The sequence below is a fragment of the Pseudomonas sp. GW821-FHT07B01 genome, from assembly GCF_059419065.1.
This window is the reverse complement of the sequence record NZ_JBWKRA010000009.1, coordinates 127,982-144,692: the sequence shown is the minus strand read 5'-3', so window position 1 is coordinate 144,692 and position 16,711 is coordinate 127,982. Positions and strand designations below refer to the sequence as shown.

General features: G+C 60.9%; 11 protein-coding genes. 9 read left to right on the top strand and 2 right to left on the bottom strand.

Annotation, left to right across the window (positions count from 1 at the left end; genetic code table 11):
- The first annotated feature begins 39 nt into the window (after positions 1 to 39).
- From AC07S6_RS12595 to AC07S6_RS12580, 4 genes are all read left to right on the top strand, one after another.
- The gene (locus AC07S6_RS12595; RefSeq protein ID WP_073845605.1) at positions 40 to 951 is read left to right on the top strand and encodes an SDR family oxidoreductase; all 912 of its coding nucleotides are present in this window, start codon (positions 40 to 42) and stop codon (positions 949 to 951) included.
- A 481-nt stretch (positions 952 to 1,432) separates the two neighbouring features.
- Positions 1,433 to 3,223 (top strand): DUF1302 domain-containing protein, encoded by a 1,791-nt coding sequence (locus AC07S6_RS12590; RefSeq protein WP_495112412.1) that lies wholly within the window; start codon positions 1,433 to 1,435, stop codon positions 3,221 to 3,223.
- Positions 3,224 to 3,250: 27 nt separating this feature from the next.
- Positions 3,251 to 4,609 (top strand): DUF1329 domain-containing protein, encoded by a 1,359-nt coding sequence (locus AC07S6_RS12585; protein ID WP_495112411.1) that lies wholly within the window; start codon positions 3,251 to 3,253, stop codon positions 4,607 to 4,609.
- Positions 4,610 to 4,839: 230 nt separating this feature from the next.
- Complete coding sequence (locus AC07S6_RS12580) at positions 4,840 to 7,335, top strand: LuxR C-terminal-related transcriptional regulator (protein ID WP_495112410.1); 2,496 nt, start codon at positions 4,840 to 4,842, stop codon at positions 7,333 to 7,335.
- Here the strand turns inward: AC07S6_RS12580 and AC07S6_RS12575 are convergent.
- Complete coding sequence (locus AC07S6_RS12575; RefSeq protein ID WP_495112409.1) at positions 7,332 to 8,207, bottom strand: helix-turn-helix domain-containing protein; 876 nt, start codon at positions 8,205 to 8,207, stop codon at positions 7,332 to 7,334. The genes AC07S6_RS12580 and AC07S6_RS12575 overlap by 4 nt on opposite strands.
- 136 nt (positions 8,208 to 8,343) lie before the next feature.
- Here AC07S6_RS12575 and AC07S6_RS12570 point away from each other — a divergent pair, with 136 nt between their 5' ends.
- The gene (locus tag AC07S6_RS12570; RefSeq protein ID WP_495112408.1) at positions 8,344 to 9,282 is read left to right on the top strand and encodes a DMT family transporter; all 939 of its coding nucleotides are present in this window, start codon (positions 8,344 to 8,346) and stop codon (positions 9,280 to 9,282) included.
- Between the two features lie 63 nt (positions 9,283 to 9,345).
- Here the strand turns inward: AC07S6_RS12570 and norR are convergent, their stop codons facing one another.
- A complete protein-coding gene (norR, locus tag AC07S6_RS12565; protein ID WP_490615066.1) occupies positions 9,346 to 10,893 on the bottom strand; it encodes a nitric oxide reductase transcriptional regulator NorR in 1,548 nt (515 codons plus the stop codon).
- Positions 10,894 to 11,040: 147 nt separating this feature from the next.
- Between norR and hmpA the strand changes: the two genes are divergently transcribed.
- The 4 genes from hmpA (at position 11,041) to cyoB (ending at position 16,708) form a co-directional block, all read left to right on the top strand.
- Positions 11,041 to 12,222, top strand: coding sequence for an NO-inducible flavohemoprotein (hmpA, locus tag AC07S6_RS12560; protein WP_495112407.1), 1,182 nt, complete (start codon positions 11,041 to 11,043; stop codon positions 12,220 to 12,222).
- A 222-nt stretch (positions 12,223 to 12,444) separates the two neighbouring features.
- The gene (locus tag AC07S6_RS12555; RefSeq protein ID WP_495112406.1) at positions 12,445 to 12,951 is read left to right on the top strand and encodes a disulfide bond formation protein B; all 507 of its coding nucleotides are present in this window, start codon (positions 12,445 to 12,447) and stop codon (positions 12,949 to 12,951) included.
- A gap of 793 nt (positions 12,952 to 13,744) precedes the next feature.
- Complete coding sequence (gene cyoA, locus AC07S6_RS12550) at positions 13,745 to 14,686, top strand: ubiquinol oxidase subunit II (protein ID WP_054896962.1); 942 nt, start codon at positions 13,745 to 13,747, stop codon at positions 14,684 to 14,686.
- Positions 14,687 to 14,689: 3 nt separating this feature from the next.
- Complete coding sequence (cyoB, locus tag AC07S6_RS12545; protein WP_003194053.1) at positions 14,690 to 16,708, top strand: cytochrome o ubiquinol oxidase subunit I; 2,019 nt, start codon at positions 14,690 to 14,692, stop codon at positions 16,706 to 16,708.
- The last annotated feature ends 3 nt before the right edge of the window (positions 16,709 to 16,711 follow it).

Genomic DNA, 16,711 nt, shown 5'->3' with positions numbered 1-16,711 from the left:
ACACTCTGCCTATTCCCATTGTCGCCAGCGGAGTTCGGTATGAGTGAGTCAGTGCAGTTCCAGGATAAGGTGGTGATCGTCACCGGCGCCGGTGGTGGCTTGGGCCAGGCCCATGCGCTGCTGTTCGCCAGGCACGGGGCCAAAGTGCTGGTCAACGACCTGGGGGGGTCAACCCAAGGCGAGGGCGCCAACGCCTCGGCGGCCGACCGGGTTGTGGCGCAGATCCGCGCGGCGGGCGGCATTGCCGAAGCCAACCATGACTCCGTCACCGACGGCGACAAGATCGTACAGAACGCCCTGGATGTCTTCGGCCGGGTCGACGTGGTGGTCAACAACGCCGGCATCCTGCGCGACAAGACCTTCCATAAAATGGATGACAGCGACTGGGACCTGGTTTACCGGGTGCACGTCGAAGGCGCCTACAAAGTCACCCGCGCCGCCTGGCCGTATTTGCGCGAGCAGGGTTATGGCCGGGTGATCTTCACGGCGTCGACGTCCGGTATCTACGGCAACTTCGGCCAGTCCAACTACGGCATGGCCAAGTTGGGCCTGTATGGCTTGACCCGCACCTTGGCGCTGGAAGGGCGCAAGAACAACATCCTGGTCAACGCGATTGCCCCCACCGGTGGCACACGCATGACCGAAGGGCTGATCCCGCCGCAGGTGTTCGAGCGCCTCAAGCCGGAACTGGTCAGCCCACTGGTGGTGTACCTGGGCAGTGACGCCTGTGAGGAAACCGCAGGCTTGTTTGAAGTGGGTGGCGGCTGGATCGGCAAGACCCGTTGGGAGCGCAGCCTGGGTGTGGGTTTTGATCCCGAGGCCGGTTTTTCGCCGGAGGATGTGGCCGCGCACTGGCAGCAGATCTGCGATTTCGAAGGGGCTGCGCACCCAAAGGACAATATCGAGGCACTGAAGGAAATGATGGCCAACTTGCAGAAGTTCAGCCTCTGATCATTGCCGGTAAATCAATGAATCCCACGGGGCGTCGATGACGCCCCGTTTTATTGCAGGCATAAAAAAGGCCGCTGCATAGGCAGCGGCCGAAGTAAGACGTTGGATCAAGGAGCGACAAATCAACGTCAGTGAACACCGGGAACAGACTGATTACGGGATCAATCCGTTATAAATCAGCTTTTCTCCCCAATGCGGGAGCGGGCTGTTTGCCCTGAAAGCCAGGCAAGAATAGTCGGTTGTAACAAAATGAGTAATAGCGAATCAGGACAAGGACTATTACCAGATCGGCAATAATTACAGGGCGCCATCGATCCTTCTGATAACCCTTCATCCATCGCATGCATGTCACCAGGCCAACGCCCGGCCAGAGAACCCCGTCATCCTTTCGAGCGACAACACGAATACCTCCTTGGTGCGCTTATCGCTCCTCAAGGGCGGCAGTAGGGTGGGGCCTTCTGTCACTCACCGGGGAAGACGCATGACAAAAACAATAATGCGCGCCATCTTCACGCCACAGGCGCTGGCCACTGCGGTTGCGCTGGGCTGCTGTGCCCAGGCGCAGGCTGTTTCGTTCAACATTGGCGAGATCGAAGGGCAATTCGACTCCTCGCTGTCGGTCGGCGCCAGTTGGGGCATGCGCGATGCCGACAAAAGCCTGGTCGGCACGGTCAATGGCGGGACGGGCCAGGCGTCCACCGGGGATGACGGGCGCCTCAACTTCAAGAAGGGCGAGACCTTCTCCAAGATCTTCAAGGGGCTGCACGACCTTGAGTTGAAGTACGGCGACACCGGGGTATTCGTGCGTGGCAAGTATTGGTACGACTTCGAGCTCAAGGACGAAGACCGCGAGTTCAAGCCCCTCAGCGACCACAACCGCAAGGAAGGCGCCAAGTCCAGCGGTGCGCAGATCCTCGATGCCTTCGTCTACCACAACTACTCCCTGGGCGACCTGCCCGGCACCGTGCGCGCCGGCAAGCAGGTGGTCAGTTGGGGCGAAAGTACCTTCATCGGTAACTCCATCAACAGCATCAACCCGATCGACGTGTCGGCGTTCCGCAGGCCCGGTGCCGAGATCAAGGAAGGCTTGATCCCGGTGAACATGCTGTTTGCCTCCCAGAGCCTGACCAATCAACTGACCGTGGAAGGTTTCTATCAACTGGAATGGGACCAGACGGTGCTCGACAACTGCGGCACCTTCTTCGGCGGGGACGTGGCGGCGGACGGTTGCACCAATAATTACACTGTGGGCAGCCCGGCGATCCGACCGCTGCAACCGGTGGCCGCTGCCTTTGGCCAAGGGTTTGGCGTGACCAATGAAGGCGTGATTGTGCGGCGTGCCGGTGACCGCGATGCGCGCGACTCCGGCCAGTTCGGCGCAGCCCTGCGCTGGCTGGGCGATGACACTGAATACGGCCTGTACTTCATGAACTACCACAGTCGCACACCGACCGTCGGCACCCTGACCGCCAATACTAACCTGGCCACCATCGGGCGCATCATCAACACCGCCAACGCCCTGGCGCCCGGTTCCGGGGGCGGTTTGGCGCAAAGCACCATGCTCGGCCGCGGCCAGTACTACCTGGATTACCCGGAAGACATCCGCCTGTTCGGCGCCAGTTTCTCCACCACCTTGCCCACGGGCACGGCGTGGACCGGCGAAATCAGCTATCGGCCCAATGCGCCGGTGCAGCTCAACACCACCGACCTGACCCTGGCCCTGGTCAACCCCATTGCGGGCCAACTCGCCTCACCCATCCGCAGCAATTTCGGCGATGACAACAAAGGCTATCGCCGCAAGGAAATCACCCAGATCCAGAGCACCATGACCCAGTTCTTCGACCAGGTACTGGGCGCCGAGCGCCTGACCCTGGTGGGCGAAGCGGCGGTGGTGCACGTCGCCGGCCTGGAAGACAAAACCAAACTGCGCTACGGCCGGGACTCGGTGTACGGCTCCTACGGTTTTCAAGGTGACACCGACGGTTTTGTCACCTCCACCTCCTGGGGCTACCGGGCGCGGGCGATCCTTGACTACAACAACGCGATTGCCGGTGTGAACCTCAAGCCCAACCTGTCCTGGTCCCATGACGTCGCGGGCTACGGCCCCAACGGCCTGTTCAACAAAGGCGCCAAGGCCATCAGCGTCGGCGTGGATGCGGACTATCGCAGCACCTACACCGCAAGCCTGAGCTACACCGACTTTTTTGGCGGTGACTACAACACCCTGACCGACCGCGACTTCCTCGCCCTCAGCTTCGGCGTGAACTTCTGATCTGGCTTAAAAGAAGGACAAGACCCTATGCGTAAGATGATTGCAATGTTGGCCCTGAGCGTATTGGCCGCCAACGTAATGGCGGCGGTATCGCCCGAAGAAGCAGCCAAGCTCGGCACTTCCCTGACCCCGGTCGGCGCCGAAAAAGCCGGCAATGCCGATGGCTCGATCCCGGCCTGGACCGGTGGCATCCCCAAGAATGCAGGCACGGTGGATAGCAAGGGGTTTCTCGCCGACCCCTTCGCCAGTGAAAAACCACTGTTCGTGATCACCGCTGCCACGGTGGACAAGTACAAGGACAAGCTCTCCGACGGCCAGGTAGCGATGTTCAAGCGCTATCCCGAGACCTACAAGATCCCGGTGTACCCCAGCCACCGTACGGTCAACTTGCCGGCGGACATTTACGAGTCGATCAAGCGCAGCGCCTTGAATGTGAAGGCGATCAACGATGGCAACGGCCTGGAGAACTTCACCGGCAACCGTTACTACGCGTTCCCTATCCCTAAAAATGGCGTCGAGGTGCTGTGGAATCACATCACCCGTTACCACGGCGGCAACCTGCGGCGCATCATCACTCAGGCCACGCCCCAGACCAATGGCAGCTACACGCCGATCCGTTTCGAAGAAGAAGTAGCGGTGCCGCAAGCCATCCCGGATATCGACCCGGCCAAGGCCGCCAACGTGCTCAGCTATTTCAAGCAGTCGGTCACCGCGCCGGCGCGGCTGGCGGGCAACGTGCTGCTGGTGCATGAAACCCTCGACCAGGTGAAGGAACCGCGCCTGGCCTGGATCTACAACGCCGGCCAGCGCCGTGTGCGGCGTGCACCGCAGGTGTCCTACGACGGCCCGGGTACCGCCTCCGACGGCCTGCGCACAACCGACAACTTCGACATGTTCTCCGGCGCACCCGACCGTTATGACTGGAAACTGGTGGGCAAGAAGGAGATGTACATCCCGTACAACAGCTACAAGCTCGATTCGCCGAGCCTCAAGTACGACGACATCATCAAGGCCGGGCATATCAACCAGGACCTGACCCGTTACGAGTTGCACCGCGTGTGGGAAGTGGTCGGCACCGTCAAGCCCAGCGAGCGGCACATCTATGCCAAACGCCATATGTTCATCGACGAAGACAGCTGGCAAGTCGCCCTGGTGGACCACTACGACGGCCGCGGCCAACTGTGGCGCGTTGCCGAAGGCCATGCGCAGTTCTATTACGACCACCAGGTGCCGGCCTACACCGTGGAAACCCTGTACGACCTGATTGCAGGGCGCTACATCGCGCTGGGCATGAAGAACGAGGAGAAGAGCAGCTTCGTGTTCGGCTTCGCGGCCAAGGCGGCGGACTACACCCCGGCTGCACTGAGATCGGAGGGCGTTCGCTGATTCCACACTGAAATGAGTTTGAAAATGTGGGAGCTGGCTTGCCTGCGATAGCGGTGGGCCAGGCCGCTCATCGATTGCTATAGCACCGCCATCGCAGGCAAGCCAGCTCCCACACTGAAGGGCGTATACCTTGGTTTTTATGGTCTTCAATCAACCCGCTGAATACTTCTTCAACAACCGCCAACCACAGGTCTAGGGTGACGCAACAATAAAAACAGCAGGATGCAGCAATGACCGCCATGACCCGCTGCCTGGACCGTCCTGGATTTATGCCACGGCTGTCCGCCCACCATGCGTTGCGTGCGCGGCTGACTGTGCCTCTGCTGACGGCGCAGGCGCGGGTAAGGTTGCTGTGCGCACCGGGCGGCAGTGGCAAGAGCGCGTTGCTCGCCGAGTGTGCGTTGCAGGCGCCGAAGGGGTGTCAGGTGGTGTGGATGCCACTCAACGGTGCCGCGCTCAGCCCCTTGGAATTCTGCGCATGGCTGGCGCAGCAGCTTGGCTTGCCGTTTGTGGATGAAGCCACGTTATTGCTCGACTTGGGCCGTTGGCCACACACCACGTGGTTGTTTCTGGATGATTTCTGTCGCTCACCTGCGCCTGAGCTGGATGCGCTGCTGGACCGTTTGCTCGCCGCTGGCAGCCCGCAGTTGACCTGGTGGCTGGGCGCGCGACGGCGCCCGTTGTGCAATTGGCCACGCCTGTTGCTCGACGATGAGTTGCTGGAGTGCAGCGAGTTGTTTTTCAGCGCTGAGGAAGTCGAGCAACTGCTCGCCCCGGGGCATACCGTCGACAGCGTGATGCAGTTCAGCGCCGGTTGGTGCGCCGGTGTGCGTATCGCCTTGTTGGGCGACGGCCACCCCGACAAGACCCTGCTCGATTACCTGCAGCATGAGCTGTTCAACACCTTGTCGGCACCATTGGCTGAGGCCTGGCGCGTGTTGGCCCATCTGCCGCGCTTCAACCTGAATCTGTGTGAGTACTTGTTCGGTGGTGGTGACGGCGCTGAGCATTTGCGCGAATTGCAGGCACTGGGTGCGTTTATCCAGCCCTGGGAAGACACTAGCGACTGGCTCCACATTTTCCCACCGTTGGCGCGACTGCTGCGCGACGAACCCTGGCCGGCCAAACGCTCCTGGCACCGACGCGCGTGCCAATGGTTCAGCGCCGAGGGTGACTGGCAGGCCGCGTTCGAGCAGGCGTTGCTGGCGCAGGAATATGAAGTGGCGGTGAGCCTGTTGCAGCATTTCAGTTTCGAGGATTTGTTTCGCCAGCAGAACGCCGTGCTGCTGTTGCGCCTGCATGAACAGCAGGGCGATGAATTGATGTTGGGATCGGCGCAACTGGTGGGGCTGCTCACGGCCGCGTTGTTGTTTGCCGGGCGCTTCGAACAGGCGGCCTTGTGTATCGACCAACTGGCCCGGTTCGCCCCGCAACCGACGCCCGCCGCGCAGCGCTATCTGCTGGCGCGCTGGCAGGCGCAGTGGGGCTGGTTGCTGCATTTGAGCGGCGACGCCGAACGCTCCCGCGAGCACTTTCTCGAAGCCCTGCAAGCGTTGCCCGACAGCGCCTGGACATCGCGCCTGATGTGCCTCTCGGGCCTGACCCAGCAAGCCTTGCTGCGCGGTGAGTTGGAGGCCGCCCAACGCTTGAACCGTGAAGCGCTGTGCCTGGCCCGGGCCCACGGTTCGCTGGTATTGGAGGCCCTGCTGGAGTTGGACCACGGCCAATTGCTGGAGCAGCGTGGCGCGCCGTACCGGGCGCAAAGCCTGTTGGAAACGGTGCAAGCGATGTTGGCCGGACAACGGCTCAACGCCGGGCCGTTGGTGGGGCGTATTGTTCTGCGCCGCGGGCATCTGGCCTTGCGTCAGGGCCAGGACGGCCTGGCCGCCGAATGTTTCGAGGCCGGCTTGAGCATGTGCCTGCAGAGCCAGGACAAGCGCGTTCTGTACGGCTTTCTGGGCCTGGCGCTATTGGCGGCCAATCGTGGCGACTACGCGCAGGCCTTCATTCAATTACGCGACGCCGAACGCCTGATGCAGCAGCGCCATGTGCCCGACACGGTGTACCGTGCGGTACTGCTGTTGGTCAGTGGACACTTCTGGTTGCAGCAAGGCCGCGCCGAATTGACGGTGCAAGCCGTGCGCCGGGTGTTGCGCCACTTTCGCGGGCCTTGCGCCAAGCAGGCACCGCCGGCCACCTTGGAGCTGATCCCGCGCCTGGAATATTTGCTGGTGCTGGCCGAGGTCAAGCTGGGCTGTGCCGAGCAACCTATCGCACGGCTCAATGCCTTGCTCGACACCTCACGGCAACGCGGCATGCTTTGCCTGGAAACCGAATTGCACCTGGTACTGGGTGAAGTGACCTGGCAGCTTGGCGACCCGGCGTTGGCGCGCCGGTCGCTGCAAGCTGGCTTGGCGCTGGCAGAGCGTTGCCAGGTGCAGCAGGCGGTCCGCGAATTGCGTTTACGCGCCCCGGGACTTTTGAGTGAGCTGGGCCTGGAGCCCCAGGCCGCGCCTGCCGGGGCGGCGCAGAACCCGCTGAGCCAGCGTGAGCTGGAGGTGCTGCAACTGATCGCCCTGGGCAACTCCAACCTGGAAATCGCTGATCGCCTGTATATCTCCCTGCATACCGTCAAGACGCATGCGCGGCGTATCCACAGCAAACTCGGGGTAGAGCGACGCACCCAGGCGGTGGCCAAGGCGAAGACGTTGGGCTTGATGGTCTAGGCGCAGAATGCCTGGCGGTATTGGCCCGGCGTGGCGCCCATGGCATGGCGAAAGCGCTGGTTGAAATGACTGGCGCTGGAAAAACCGCACAGCAAAGCCAGCTCACTGATCGGTAAAGCGCTGCTGCGCAGCAGGTTTTTCGCTAGCGCCAGACGCCGTGCCAGCAGGTATTGATGGGGCGGCACGCCGAAGCTTTGGCGGAACATCCGGGCGAAATGGTATTCGGACAGCGCGCACATGGCGGCCAACTGGCCGAGGCTGATGGCGTCTTCCATATGTTGATCGATGTACTCCACCAACCGCCGCCGTTGGTGCGCGGCCAACCCGCCTTTCAAGCGCAAGCCTTCGCGGGCGCCGACCTGGTTGAGCAAGGTATGACTGAGCAGTTCGTGGGCCAGGCTGCTGGTCAGCAGGCGCTCGCCGGGCTCGTGCCAGTTGAGGCTGATCAACTGGCGAAAGCGCTGGGCCTGGAAGGGGTCTTCAAGGAAGGTGACCTCGCGCAAGTGCAACTCCCGTGGCTCCCGGTCCAGCAGGGTGACGCAGCCAAGGGCAAATTGTTCCGGGCTGAAATACAGGTGGGCCAGGCGAATATCGCCATTGATCACCCAGGCCGACTGATGCTCGGCCGGCAGGATGCACAGTTTGTCGGGGCCGCCCTTGAGGCCCGGCTGATCACGCCGAAAGGTGCCCGTGCCACCCCCGATGTAGCAGGACAAGGTGTGATGGCTGGGGGCCTGGTAATCCTGGGCGTCATGGTGGTTGCTCCACACGGCCGCAGCCAACCCGTCACCGAGCTCGGCGCAGGCTTGCAAGCGTGCGTGGGGCGAGCGGTTCAGGGCTTGGAAGACGTGCAGCGATTGCAGCTCTGGCATGGTGTGTTCTCCGACACCCCGCATCCTACGCTCCACGGCTGGCGCTGTGAGCCCATCGCCCGACAAAAGCGCAAGAATGTGCAAGAGCCTGCACGGGGTTGAAGGCCACACTGTGGCTCAATCGACGGAGCCGGCTATGAATCTTTTCCTGTATCTACTCACGGTACTCATCTGGGGCACCACTTGGATCGCCCTCAAATGGCAGTTGGGCGTGGTCGCGATTCCTGTGTCGATTGTCTATCGCTTCGGCCTGGCCGCTCTGGTGCTGTTCGTGCTGTTGCTGCTCAGCCGCAAGTTGCAGGTGATGAACCGGCGCGGGCACATGATCTGCCTGGCGCAGGGGCTGTGCCTGTTCTGCGTCAACTTCATGTGCTTTCTCACCGCCAGCCAATGGGTTCCCAGCGGCCTGGTGGCGGTTGTGTTCTCCACCGCGACCTTGTGGAACGCGCTCAATGCCCGGGTGTTTTTCGGCCAGCGGGTGGCGCGTAATGTGCTGATGGGCGGGGCGCTTGGGTTGCTGGGGCTGGGCTTTTTGTTCTGGCCGGAGCTGGTTGGGCATACCGCCAGCCCGCAAACCTTGTTGGGCCTGGGCTTGGCCCTGCTGGGCACCCTGTGCTTCTCGGCGGGCAACCTGCTATCGAGCCTGCAGCAGAAGGCCGGGCTCAAGCCGCTGACCACCAATGCCTGGGGCATGGCCTATGGGGCGGCGATGCTGGCGACCTATTGCGCAGTACGTGGTATTCCCTTCGAGATGGACTGGAGTGCGCGGTATATCGGCGCGCTGTGGTACCTGGTGATCCCAGGCTCGGTGATTGGTTTTACCGCTTACCTCACCCTGGTGGGCCGCATGGGGCCGGAGAAAGCGGCGTATTGCACGGTGCTGTTTCCAGTGGTGGCGCTGAATGTGTCGGCCGTGGCCGAGGGTTACCAGTGGACGGCGCCGGCGTTGATGGGGCTGGTGCTGGTGATGCTGGGGAATGTGCTGGTGTTTCGTAAGCCCCGTGCGCTCGATTGTTCCCGCGCTCTGCGTGGGAATACCGCTGGGGACGCTCCGCGTCCGCTCTCGAGGCCATGACGCGGAGCGTCGGGTGAGGCATTCCCACGCGGAGCGTGGGAACGATCAACGGAGGTGCCCGCTTTATTTGAGGCCTAGCCGCTTGGCCATGCGCCCCAGGTTGGCGCGGTCCAGGCCCAGTTCGCGGGCGGCGCTGGCCCAGTTGTGCTGATGGCGCTCCAGGCAGGCGCTGATGAGTTGGCGCTGGTAATGCTCGGTGGCCTGGCGCAGGTCGCCGCTGACCACCGGGAGGGCAGGGGCCGGTGCTTCTTCGGCCGCAGCCGCAGTCACGTCGGGCAAGTCCAGGTCCAGGGCGCTCAGGCTGAGTATTTTCGGGCGCTCGCGGCAATTGCCCAGGGCTTTCAACGCGCTGCGTCCGATCAAATGCTCCAGCTCGCGCACATTGCCGGGCCAGTTGTAGGCCGTTAGGGCCGCCTGGGCATCAGCGGTCAGGCGCAGGCTGCCCAGGCCCATGCGTGAGCGGTTCTGTTCGAGGAAGAACCCCGCCAATAGCAGCACATCACGTCCGCGCTCGCGCAGCGCTGGCACTTGCAGTGGGTAGACGCTCAAACGGTGGTAGAAGTCGGCACGGTAGCGGCCATTGCGCACCTCTTCGGCAAGGTCGCGGTTGGTGGCGGCAACCAGGCGCACATCCACCTGGTGCTCCTTGTCCGACCCCAGGCGCTGCAACTGGCCGCTTTGCAGCACGCGCAGCAACTTGGCCTGCACGGTCAACGATAACTCACCCACTTCATCCAGGAACAAGGTACCGCCATTGGCCAGTTCGAACTTGCCCCGGCGCTCGTTCAACGCGCCGGTAAAGGCGCCGCGCACATGCCCGAACAGTTCGCTCTCTACCAAGGTCTCGGGCAGGGCGGCGCAGTTGAGGCTGATCAGCGGTTTGTCGGCGCGGGAGGAGGCGGCGTGGATCGCCTGGGCCACCAACTCCTTGCCGACCCCGGTTTCGCCGGTAATCAGCACGGTCAAGTCACTGCCGCCGACCAGGTTGATTTCCTCGACCAGGCGCTTGTGCGCTTTGCTCTGGCCGATCATTTCCTTGGGCTGCTGGCCACTGGCCTGGCGATAGATCTCGGCGCGCTGGTGCTCGTCTTCGGCCCGCAGCGCCAGGCGTTCGATGCGTTCAGCCACGTTGACGGTGGCCGCGGCGAGGCTGGCGAAGGCTTGCAGGGCGTCCAGCTCGACCCGTTCAAAGCGCTCGGTATCGAGGGCGTCCAGGGTCAGCAGCCCCCAGGGCTGGTCGTCGATAAACAGCGGGCAGCCCATGCAGTCGTGGACTTCCAACTGGCCGTGCAAACCGGCGACCAAGCCGTCATAGGGGTCAGGCAATTGGCTGTCACTGTCGAAGCGGGTAGGGCCGGGGCTGCTCAGCAGGATCTCGAAGCGCGGATGTTCGCTGACCTTGAAGCGTCGCCCCAAGGTATCGGCGCTCAAGCCGTCCACGGCCAGCGGCACCAACCACTCGCCGTCCAGGCGTAACAACGCGGCGGCGTCGCAGGGCAGCAGTGCACGCATGGCTTGCAGCAGACGCCGGTAGCGCTCGCCTTCGGGCAAATCCCGGGACAGGTCAGCGACCAGCGGCAGCAAGGTGGTGAGCAGGGGTTGTGCAGTCATAATGACTCCTTGTAGTCCTTATGACTATAAAGTGTAGGGGGTCATACTGACTACAAAATATTTAACTTGTTGAAAATAAAGGATTTATAAGTTGGCATGATTACTGACTGTTATAAGGCAATCAGTAAGAAGACTCAGGAGTCTCCCATGCTTAGTGCCCAAGACCGTGCAATCATCAAATCTACCGTGCCCCTGCTGGAAAGCGGCGGCGAAGCGCTGATCACGCATTTCTATCGCATGATGCTGTCCGAGTATCCCGAAGTCCGCCCACTGTTCAACCAGGCCCACCAGGCCAGTGGTGACCAGCCTCGCGCCTTGGCCAATGGCGTGCTGATGTACGCGCGGCATATCGACCAGTTGGACCAACTGGGCGACCTGGTGGCCAAGATCATCAACAAGCACGTGGCCTTGCAGATTCTGCCGGAGCATTACCCCATTGTTGGCGCCTGCCTGCTGCGGGCTATTTCCGAAGTGCTGGGCAGCGAGATTGCCACCCCCGAGGTCATGAGCGCCTGGGGCGCGGCCTACGGCCAGTTGGCGGACATTCTGATCGGCGCCGAAGCGGCCATCTACGACGAAAAAGCCCAGGCGCCCGGCGGCTGGCGGGGGGCGCGGCCGTTCCTGTTGGTCAAACGCGTGGAGGAGAGCGACGAGATCATCTCCTTCTACTTCGCGCCGGTGGACAACGGCCCGATCCTGGCCGCAGCGCCCGGCCAGTACATCGGCCTGAAACTGGTGCTCGATGGCGAGGAAGTGCGTCGCAACTATTCCCTGTCGGCCCTCACCGACACCGGGCTGTACCGCATCAGCGTCAAGCGCGAAGCGGGCGGGCGGGTCTCCAATTACCTGCACGATCAGATGCATGTCGGCGCGACCATTGACCTGTTCCCGCCGTCGGGCGAGTTCACCCTGGCCGCCAGTGATAAACCGCTGGTGCTGATCAGCGGCGGGGTAGGCATTACGCCCACGCTGCCGATGCTCGAAGCCGCCCTGGCAACCGAGCGCCCGGTGCATTTCATCCATTGCGCCCGTAACGGCGGGGTGCATGCATTCCGTGACTGGGTGGACACCCTGGCGGCCAAGCATCCGCAGCTCAAGCGTTTCTACTGCTACGCCGAGGATGACGGCATCAGCCCGGCGGCAGACAAGGTCGGGATGCTCAACCAGGAGCAACTGGCGGCCTGGTTGCCTGAGCAGCGTGATATTGATGCCTACTTCTTGGGCCCCAAGGGCTTCATGGCGGCGATCAAGCGGCATCTCAAGGCGCTGGGTGTGCCGGAGAAGCAGGCGCGCTATGAGTTCTTTGGCCCGGCGGCGGCGTTGGAATAGAATTTGGCCAATTGACCGTATCGGCATCATCGCGGGCAAGCCCGGCTCCCACAGAGGATTGCATTCCAATGTGGGAGCCGGGCTTGCCCGCGATGGCGTCCGCACAATCATTACATTTGCCACGATTAATCCGCTGTTAACCCCCCTCTGTTTTAACCACTGCCTGTGTGTAAACTTGTTGCCATCAGGCACAACCATAATCAGAGAAAGGGAAAGACGGGGATGATTGACGACATGCGTTTAGGCAGGGAGCGGCGCTTTCTGGTGTTGCTGGGCATCATCTGCCTGGCGCTGATTGGCGGGGCGCTGTACATGCAAGTGGTACTGGGCGAAGCACCGTGCCCGCTGTGCATTCTGCAACGCTACGCCTTGCTGCTGATTGCGCTCTTCGCGTTCATCGGCGCGGCCATGCGCACCAAGGGCGCGCTGACGTTCTTCGAAGGGTTGGTGGTGCTCAGCGCCTTGGGTGGCGTGGCTGCGGCCGGCCACCATGTGTACACCCAGTTCTTTCCCCAGGTCAGTTGCGGCATCGATGTGTTGCAGCCGATCGTTGACGACCTGCCTCTGGCCAAGGTGTTTCCCCTGGGCTTCCAGGTCGACGGCTTTTGCAGCACCCCCTACCCACCGGTCTTCGGCCTGTCCCTGGCCCAATGGGCGCTGGTTGCATTCGTGCTGACGGCGATCCTGGTGCCCCTGTGCATCTATCGCAACCGTCATCCCAAAGCCTGAACCGCCGCGCCTGCCGAACGCTCCGTTGCTTCTGAATGAAGGCGGAGCGTTTTTGTTTGTAGGGATTTGTGAAAGCACCGTGACGAGGGGCAACGGAAGGTGCGCGCAGCGTGCGACATGTTGTCACATGAACGTTGTCGCAGGACGTTTCTGACCCGCCAAATCGGCCCTTGGATTTGCACCCCACGTACAAATTGTGCTGTCAGTTCGTGGTTCCCACGGCGGCCCGATTCGTGTGCGGCCCCAATCCCTGAAGCATCTATGAATGCCTTGTTTTATGGGCACTTGGATACCCTTGGCATGCCCTTACAGGCCGTAAGGGAAGTGGCACTGTGCCCAATAACACGGCAATTTTTGTGGTTTTTGTTGAGAATTGAACGCGATAAGATCGCGAATCTTTGCAACTTTGGTGAAGGATTGTTGCTGGAATCGATAAAAATTATTTCTCTATAAGACATGGTTTATACATCGCTAGCTAACTACAATCGCCCGCACTGAATGTCCGGTGCTGTTCAATATTTGAGCATTGGAGCGGTCGAGGAGCAGATGGAAGGCTCAATGCGACCCCAGGTTCCGGCAGCCTTTCAACTATCCGCACCAAATGGAATTGGTCTGTAACAAGGCCTTTAGCCACGAAATCGAATAAGAACTCACTGCAGGTCCGTGAAACGTACAGTCATGACGTGTCGGGCAGGCTCTTATTCAATCGAAGAGAAATGCCAACCCTTGGCAGGGTGAAGTGTTGGCGATCAAAACCCAACTGCATTGCGCAAGCTGCTTTAGAGGTCGTGAGATGAGTAAAAACAGGTACCCCCGATTACTAGGCTTTTTGCCGCTGCTTGGCATGATGTTAATGCTGGGAGGCTGCAAGTGGACCTTGCTCGACCCAAAAGGACAGGTCGGTCTGGATGAACGAAACCTGATCATCACCGCTACCCTGCTGATGCTGCTGGTTGTGGTGCCTGTGATCGTGATGACCTTCGCCTTCGCCTGGAAATACCGCGCGTCCAACACCAGCGCCACCTATGCGCCGAAGTGGTCGCACTCCACCAAGATCGAGATCGCGGTGTGGTTGGTTCCGATCCTCATCATCATCGCCCTGGGTTACGTCACCTATAAGTCGACCCACGCGCTGGACCCGTATCGTCCGCTGGAGTCCGACGTCAAGCCTGTGAACATCCAGGTGGTCGCGCTGGATTGGAAGTGGCTGTTCATCTACCCGGACCTGGGTATCGCCACTGTCAACGAGATCCGCTTCCCGGAGCACACCCCGCTTAATTTCCGGATCACCTCCGACGCCGTGATGAACTCGTTCTTCATCCCTGCACTGGGTGGCCAGATCTACGCGATGGCAGGCATGCAGACCCGCCTGCACCTGATCGCCAACCAGAAAGCTGAAATGGAAGGCATCTCCGCCAACTACAGCGGCGCTGGCTTCACCGGCATGAAATTCAAAGCGATCTCGACAAGCCAGGAAGATTTCGACGCCTGGGTAGCTGCAGTCAAGGCCGCACCTAAACAGCTTGATCAAGCTGAATACGACGCTCTGACCAAACCGAGCCAGAACAACCCTGTCGCCTTGTACTCCGCGTATGAGCCGGACCTGTTTCAGAAAATCGTCGACAAGTACGAAGGTATGAAGCCAGGCAAGCCGGTCAAGCACGAGAAGAAAGAAGTGGCCGTGGTTGAAGGTTCTGATACGGGCGCGCATTCAACTGCTGGGGCAGAGGAGTAAACGATGTTTGGTAAATTAAGTTGGGACGCGGTCCCATTCCACGAGCCGATCGTAATGGTGACTATCGCCATGATCGCGCTGGGTGGTTTGGCGCTGGTTGCGGGTATCACCTATTTCAAGAAGTGGTCCTACCTGTGGACCGAGTGGTTGACCTCGGTCGACCACAAGAAAATCGGCGTCATGTACGTCATCGTTGCCATGGTCATGCTGCTGCGTGGTTTTGCCGACGCCATCATGATGCGTACCCAGTTGGCCATGGCCACCGAGGGTTCGCCTGGCTACCTGCCACCTGAACACTATGACCAGATCTTCACCGCCCACGGTGTGATCATGATCATCTTCATGGCGATGCCATTCTTCACCGGCTTGATGAACCTTGCCTTGCCGCTGCAGATTGGTGCGCGTGACGTTGCCTACCCGTTCCTGAACTCCCTGAGCTTCTGGCTGCTGGTGTCCGGCGTGGTGCTGATCAACGTTTCCCTGGGCGTCGGCGAATTCGCCAAGACCGGTTGGGTTGCGTATCCGCCATTGTCGGGGCTGCAATACAGTCCGGGCGTGGGTGTGGACTACTACATCTGGGCGCTACAGTTATCAGGGCTCGGGACGACATTGACGGGGGTCAACTTCCTGGCCACCGTCCTGAAAATGCGCGCCCCTGGCATGAAACTGATGGACATGCCGATCTTCACCTGGACCTGCACCTGGGCAAACGTGCTGATCGTGGCTTCGTTCCCGATCCTGGCCGCTACCATGGCGCTGCTGTCGCTTGACCGTTACCTGGATTTCCACATTTTCACCAATGAACTTGGTGGCAATCCAATGATGTACGTGAACCTGTTCTGGGCATGGGGTCACCCTGAGGTGTACATCCTGATCCTGCCGGCGTTCGGTATCTTCTCTGAAGTGATCTCGACCTTTACCGGCAAGCGCCTGTTCGGTCACCACTCGATGGTCTACGCCTCGGGCGCAATCTCCGTACTGGGCTTCATGGTATGGCTGCACCACTTCTTCACCATGGGTTCGGGGGCCAGCGTCAACGCCTTCTTCGGCCTGGCGACGATGCTGATTTCCATCCCGACGGGGGTGAAGCTATTTAACTGGCTGTTCACCATCTACCACGGTCGTCTGCGCATGACCAGCCAGGTTCTGTGGACCCTGGGCTTCATGGTGACCTTCGCCATCGGCGGCATGACCGGCGTACTGCTGGCCATCCCGGGTGCTGACTTCGTGCTGCACAACAGCCTGTTCGTGATCGCTCACTTCCACAACGTGATCATCGGTGGTGCGGTATTCGGCTACATCGCTGGTTTCAGCTTCTACTTCCCGAAAGCGTTCGGCTTCAAGCTGCACGAAGGTTGGGGCAAGGCTGCGTTCTGGTTCTGGATCTCGGGCTTCTTCGTCGCGTTCATGCCGCTCTATGCACTGGGCTTCATGGGCATGACCCGTCGTCTGAACGCCACCACCAACCCTGAGTGGGTACCGTACCTGTACGTTGCCATGTTCGGTGCGGTGATGATCGCTGTGGGTATCGCCTGCCAGCTGATCCAGCTGTACGTCAGCGTGCGTGATCGCAAGCAGAACATGTGCGAGTCCGGCGACCCATGGAACGGCCACACCCTGGAATGGTCGACCTCGTCGCCACCACCGTTCTACAACTTCGCCGTGATCCCTACTGCGAACACCATTGATGCGTTCACCGAAGCCAAGGAAGACGGTACTGCGTACCAGAAGCCCAAGCACTACGAACCGATCCACATGCCAAACAATACCGCCACTGGCGTGGTGATGGGTGCGCTGTTGACCGTGTTCGGTTTCGCGATGATCTGGCACATCTGGTGGCTGGCAATCGCGAGCCTGGTGGGCACTATCGGTTACTTCATCATTCACGCTGCCCGTGATGATCAAGGCTACATGGTGCCGGTCGAAACGATCGAACGCATCGAAGCCGAGCAACACGCTCGCCTGGTAGCCGAGAAGAAGATCCCGGCCAACCGTGTAGAAACCTCGTTGGAACAGGCTTAAACC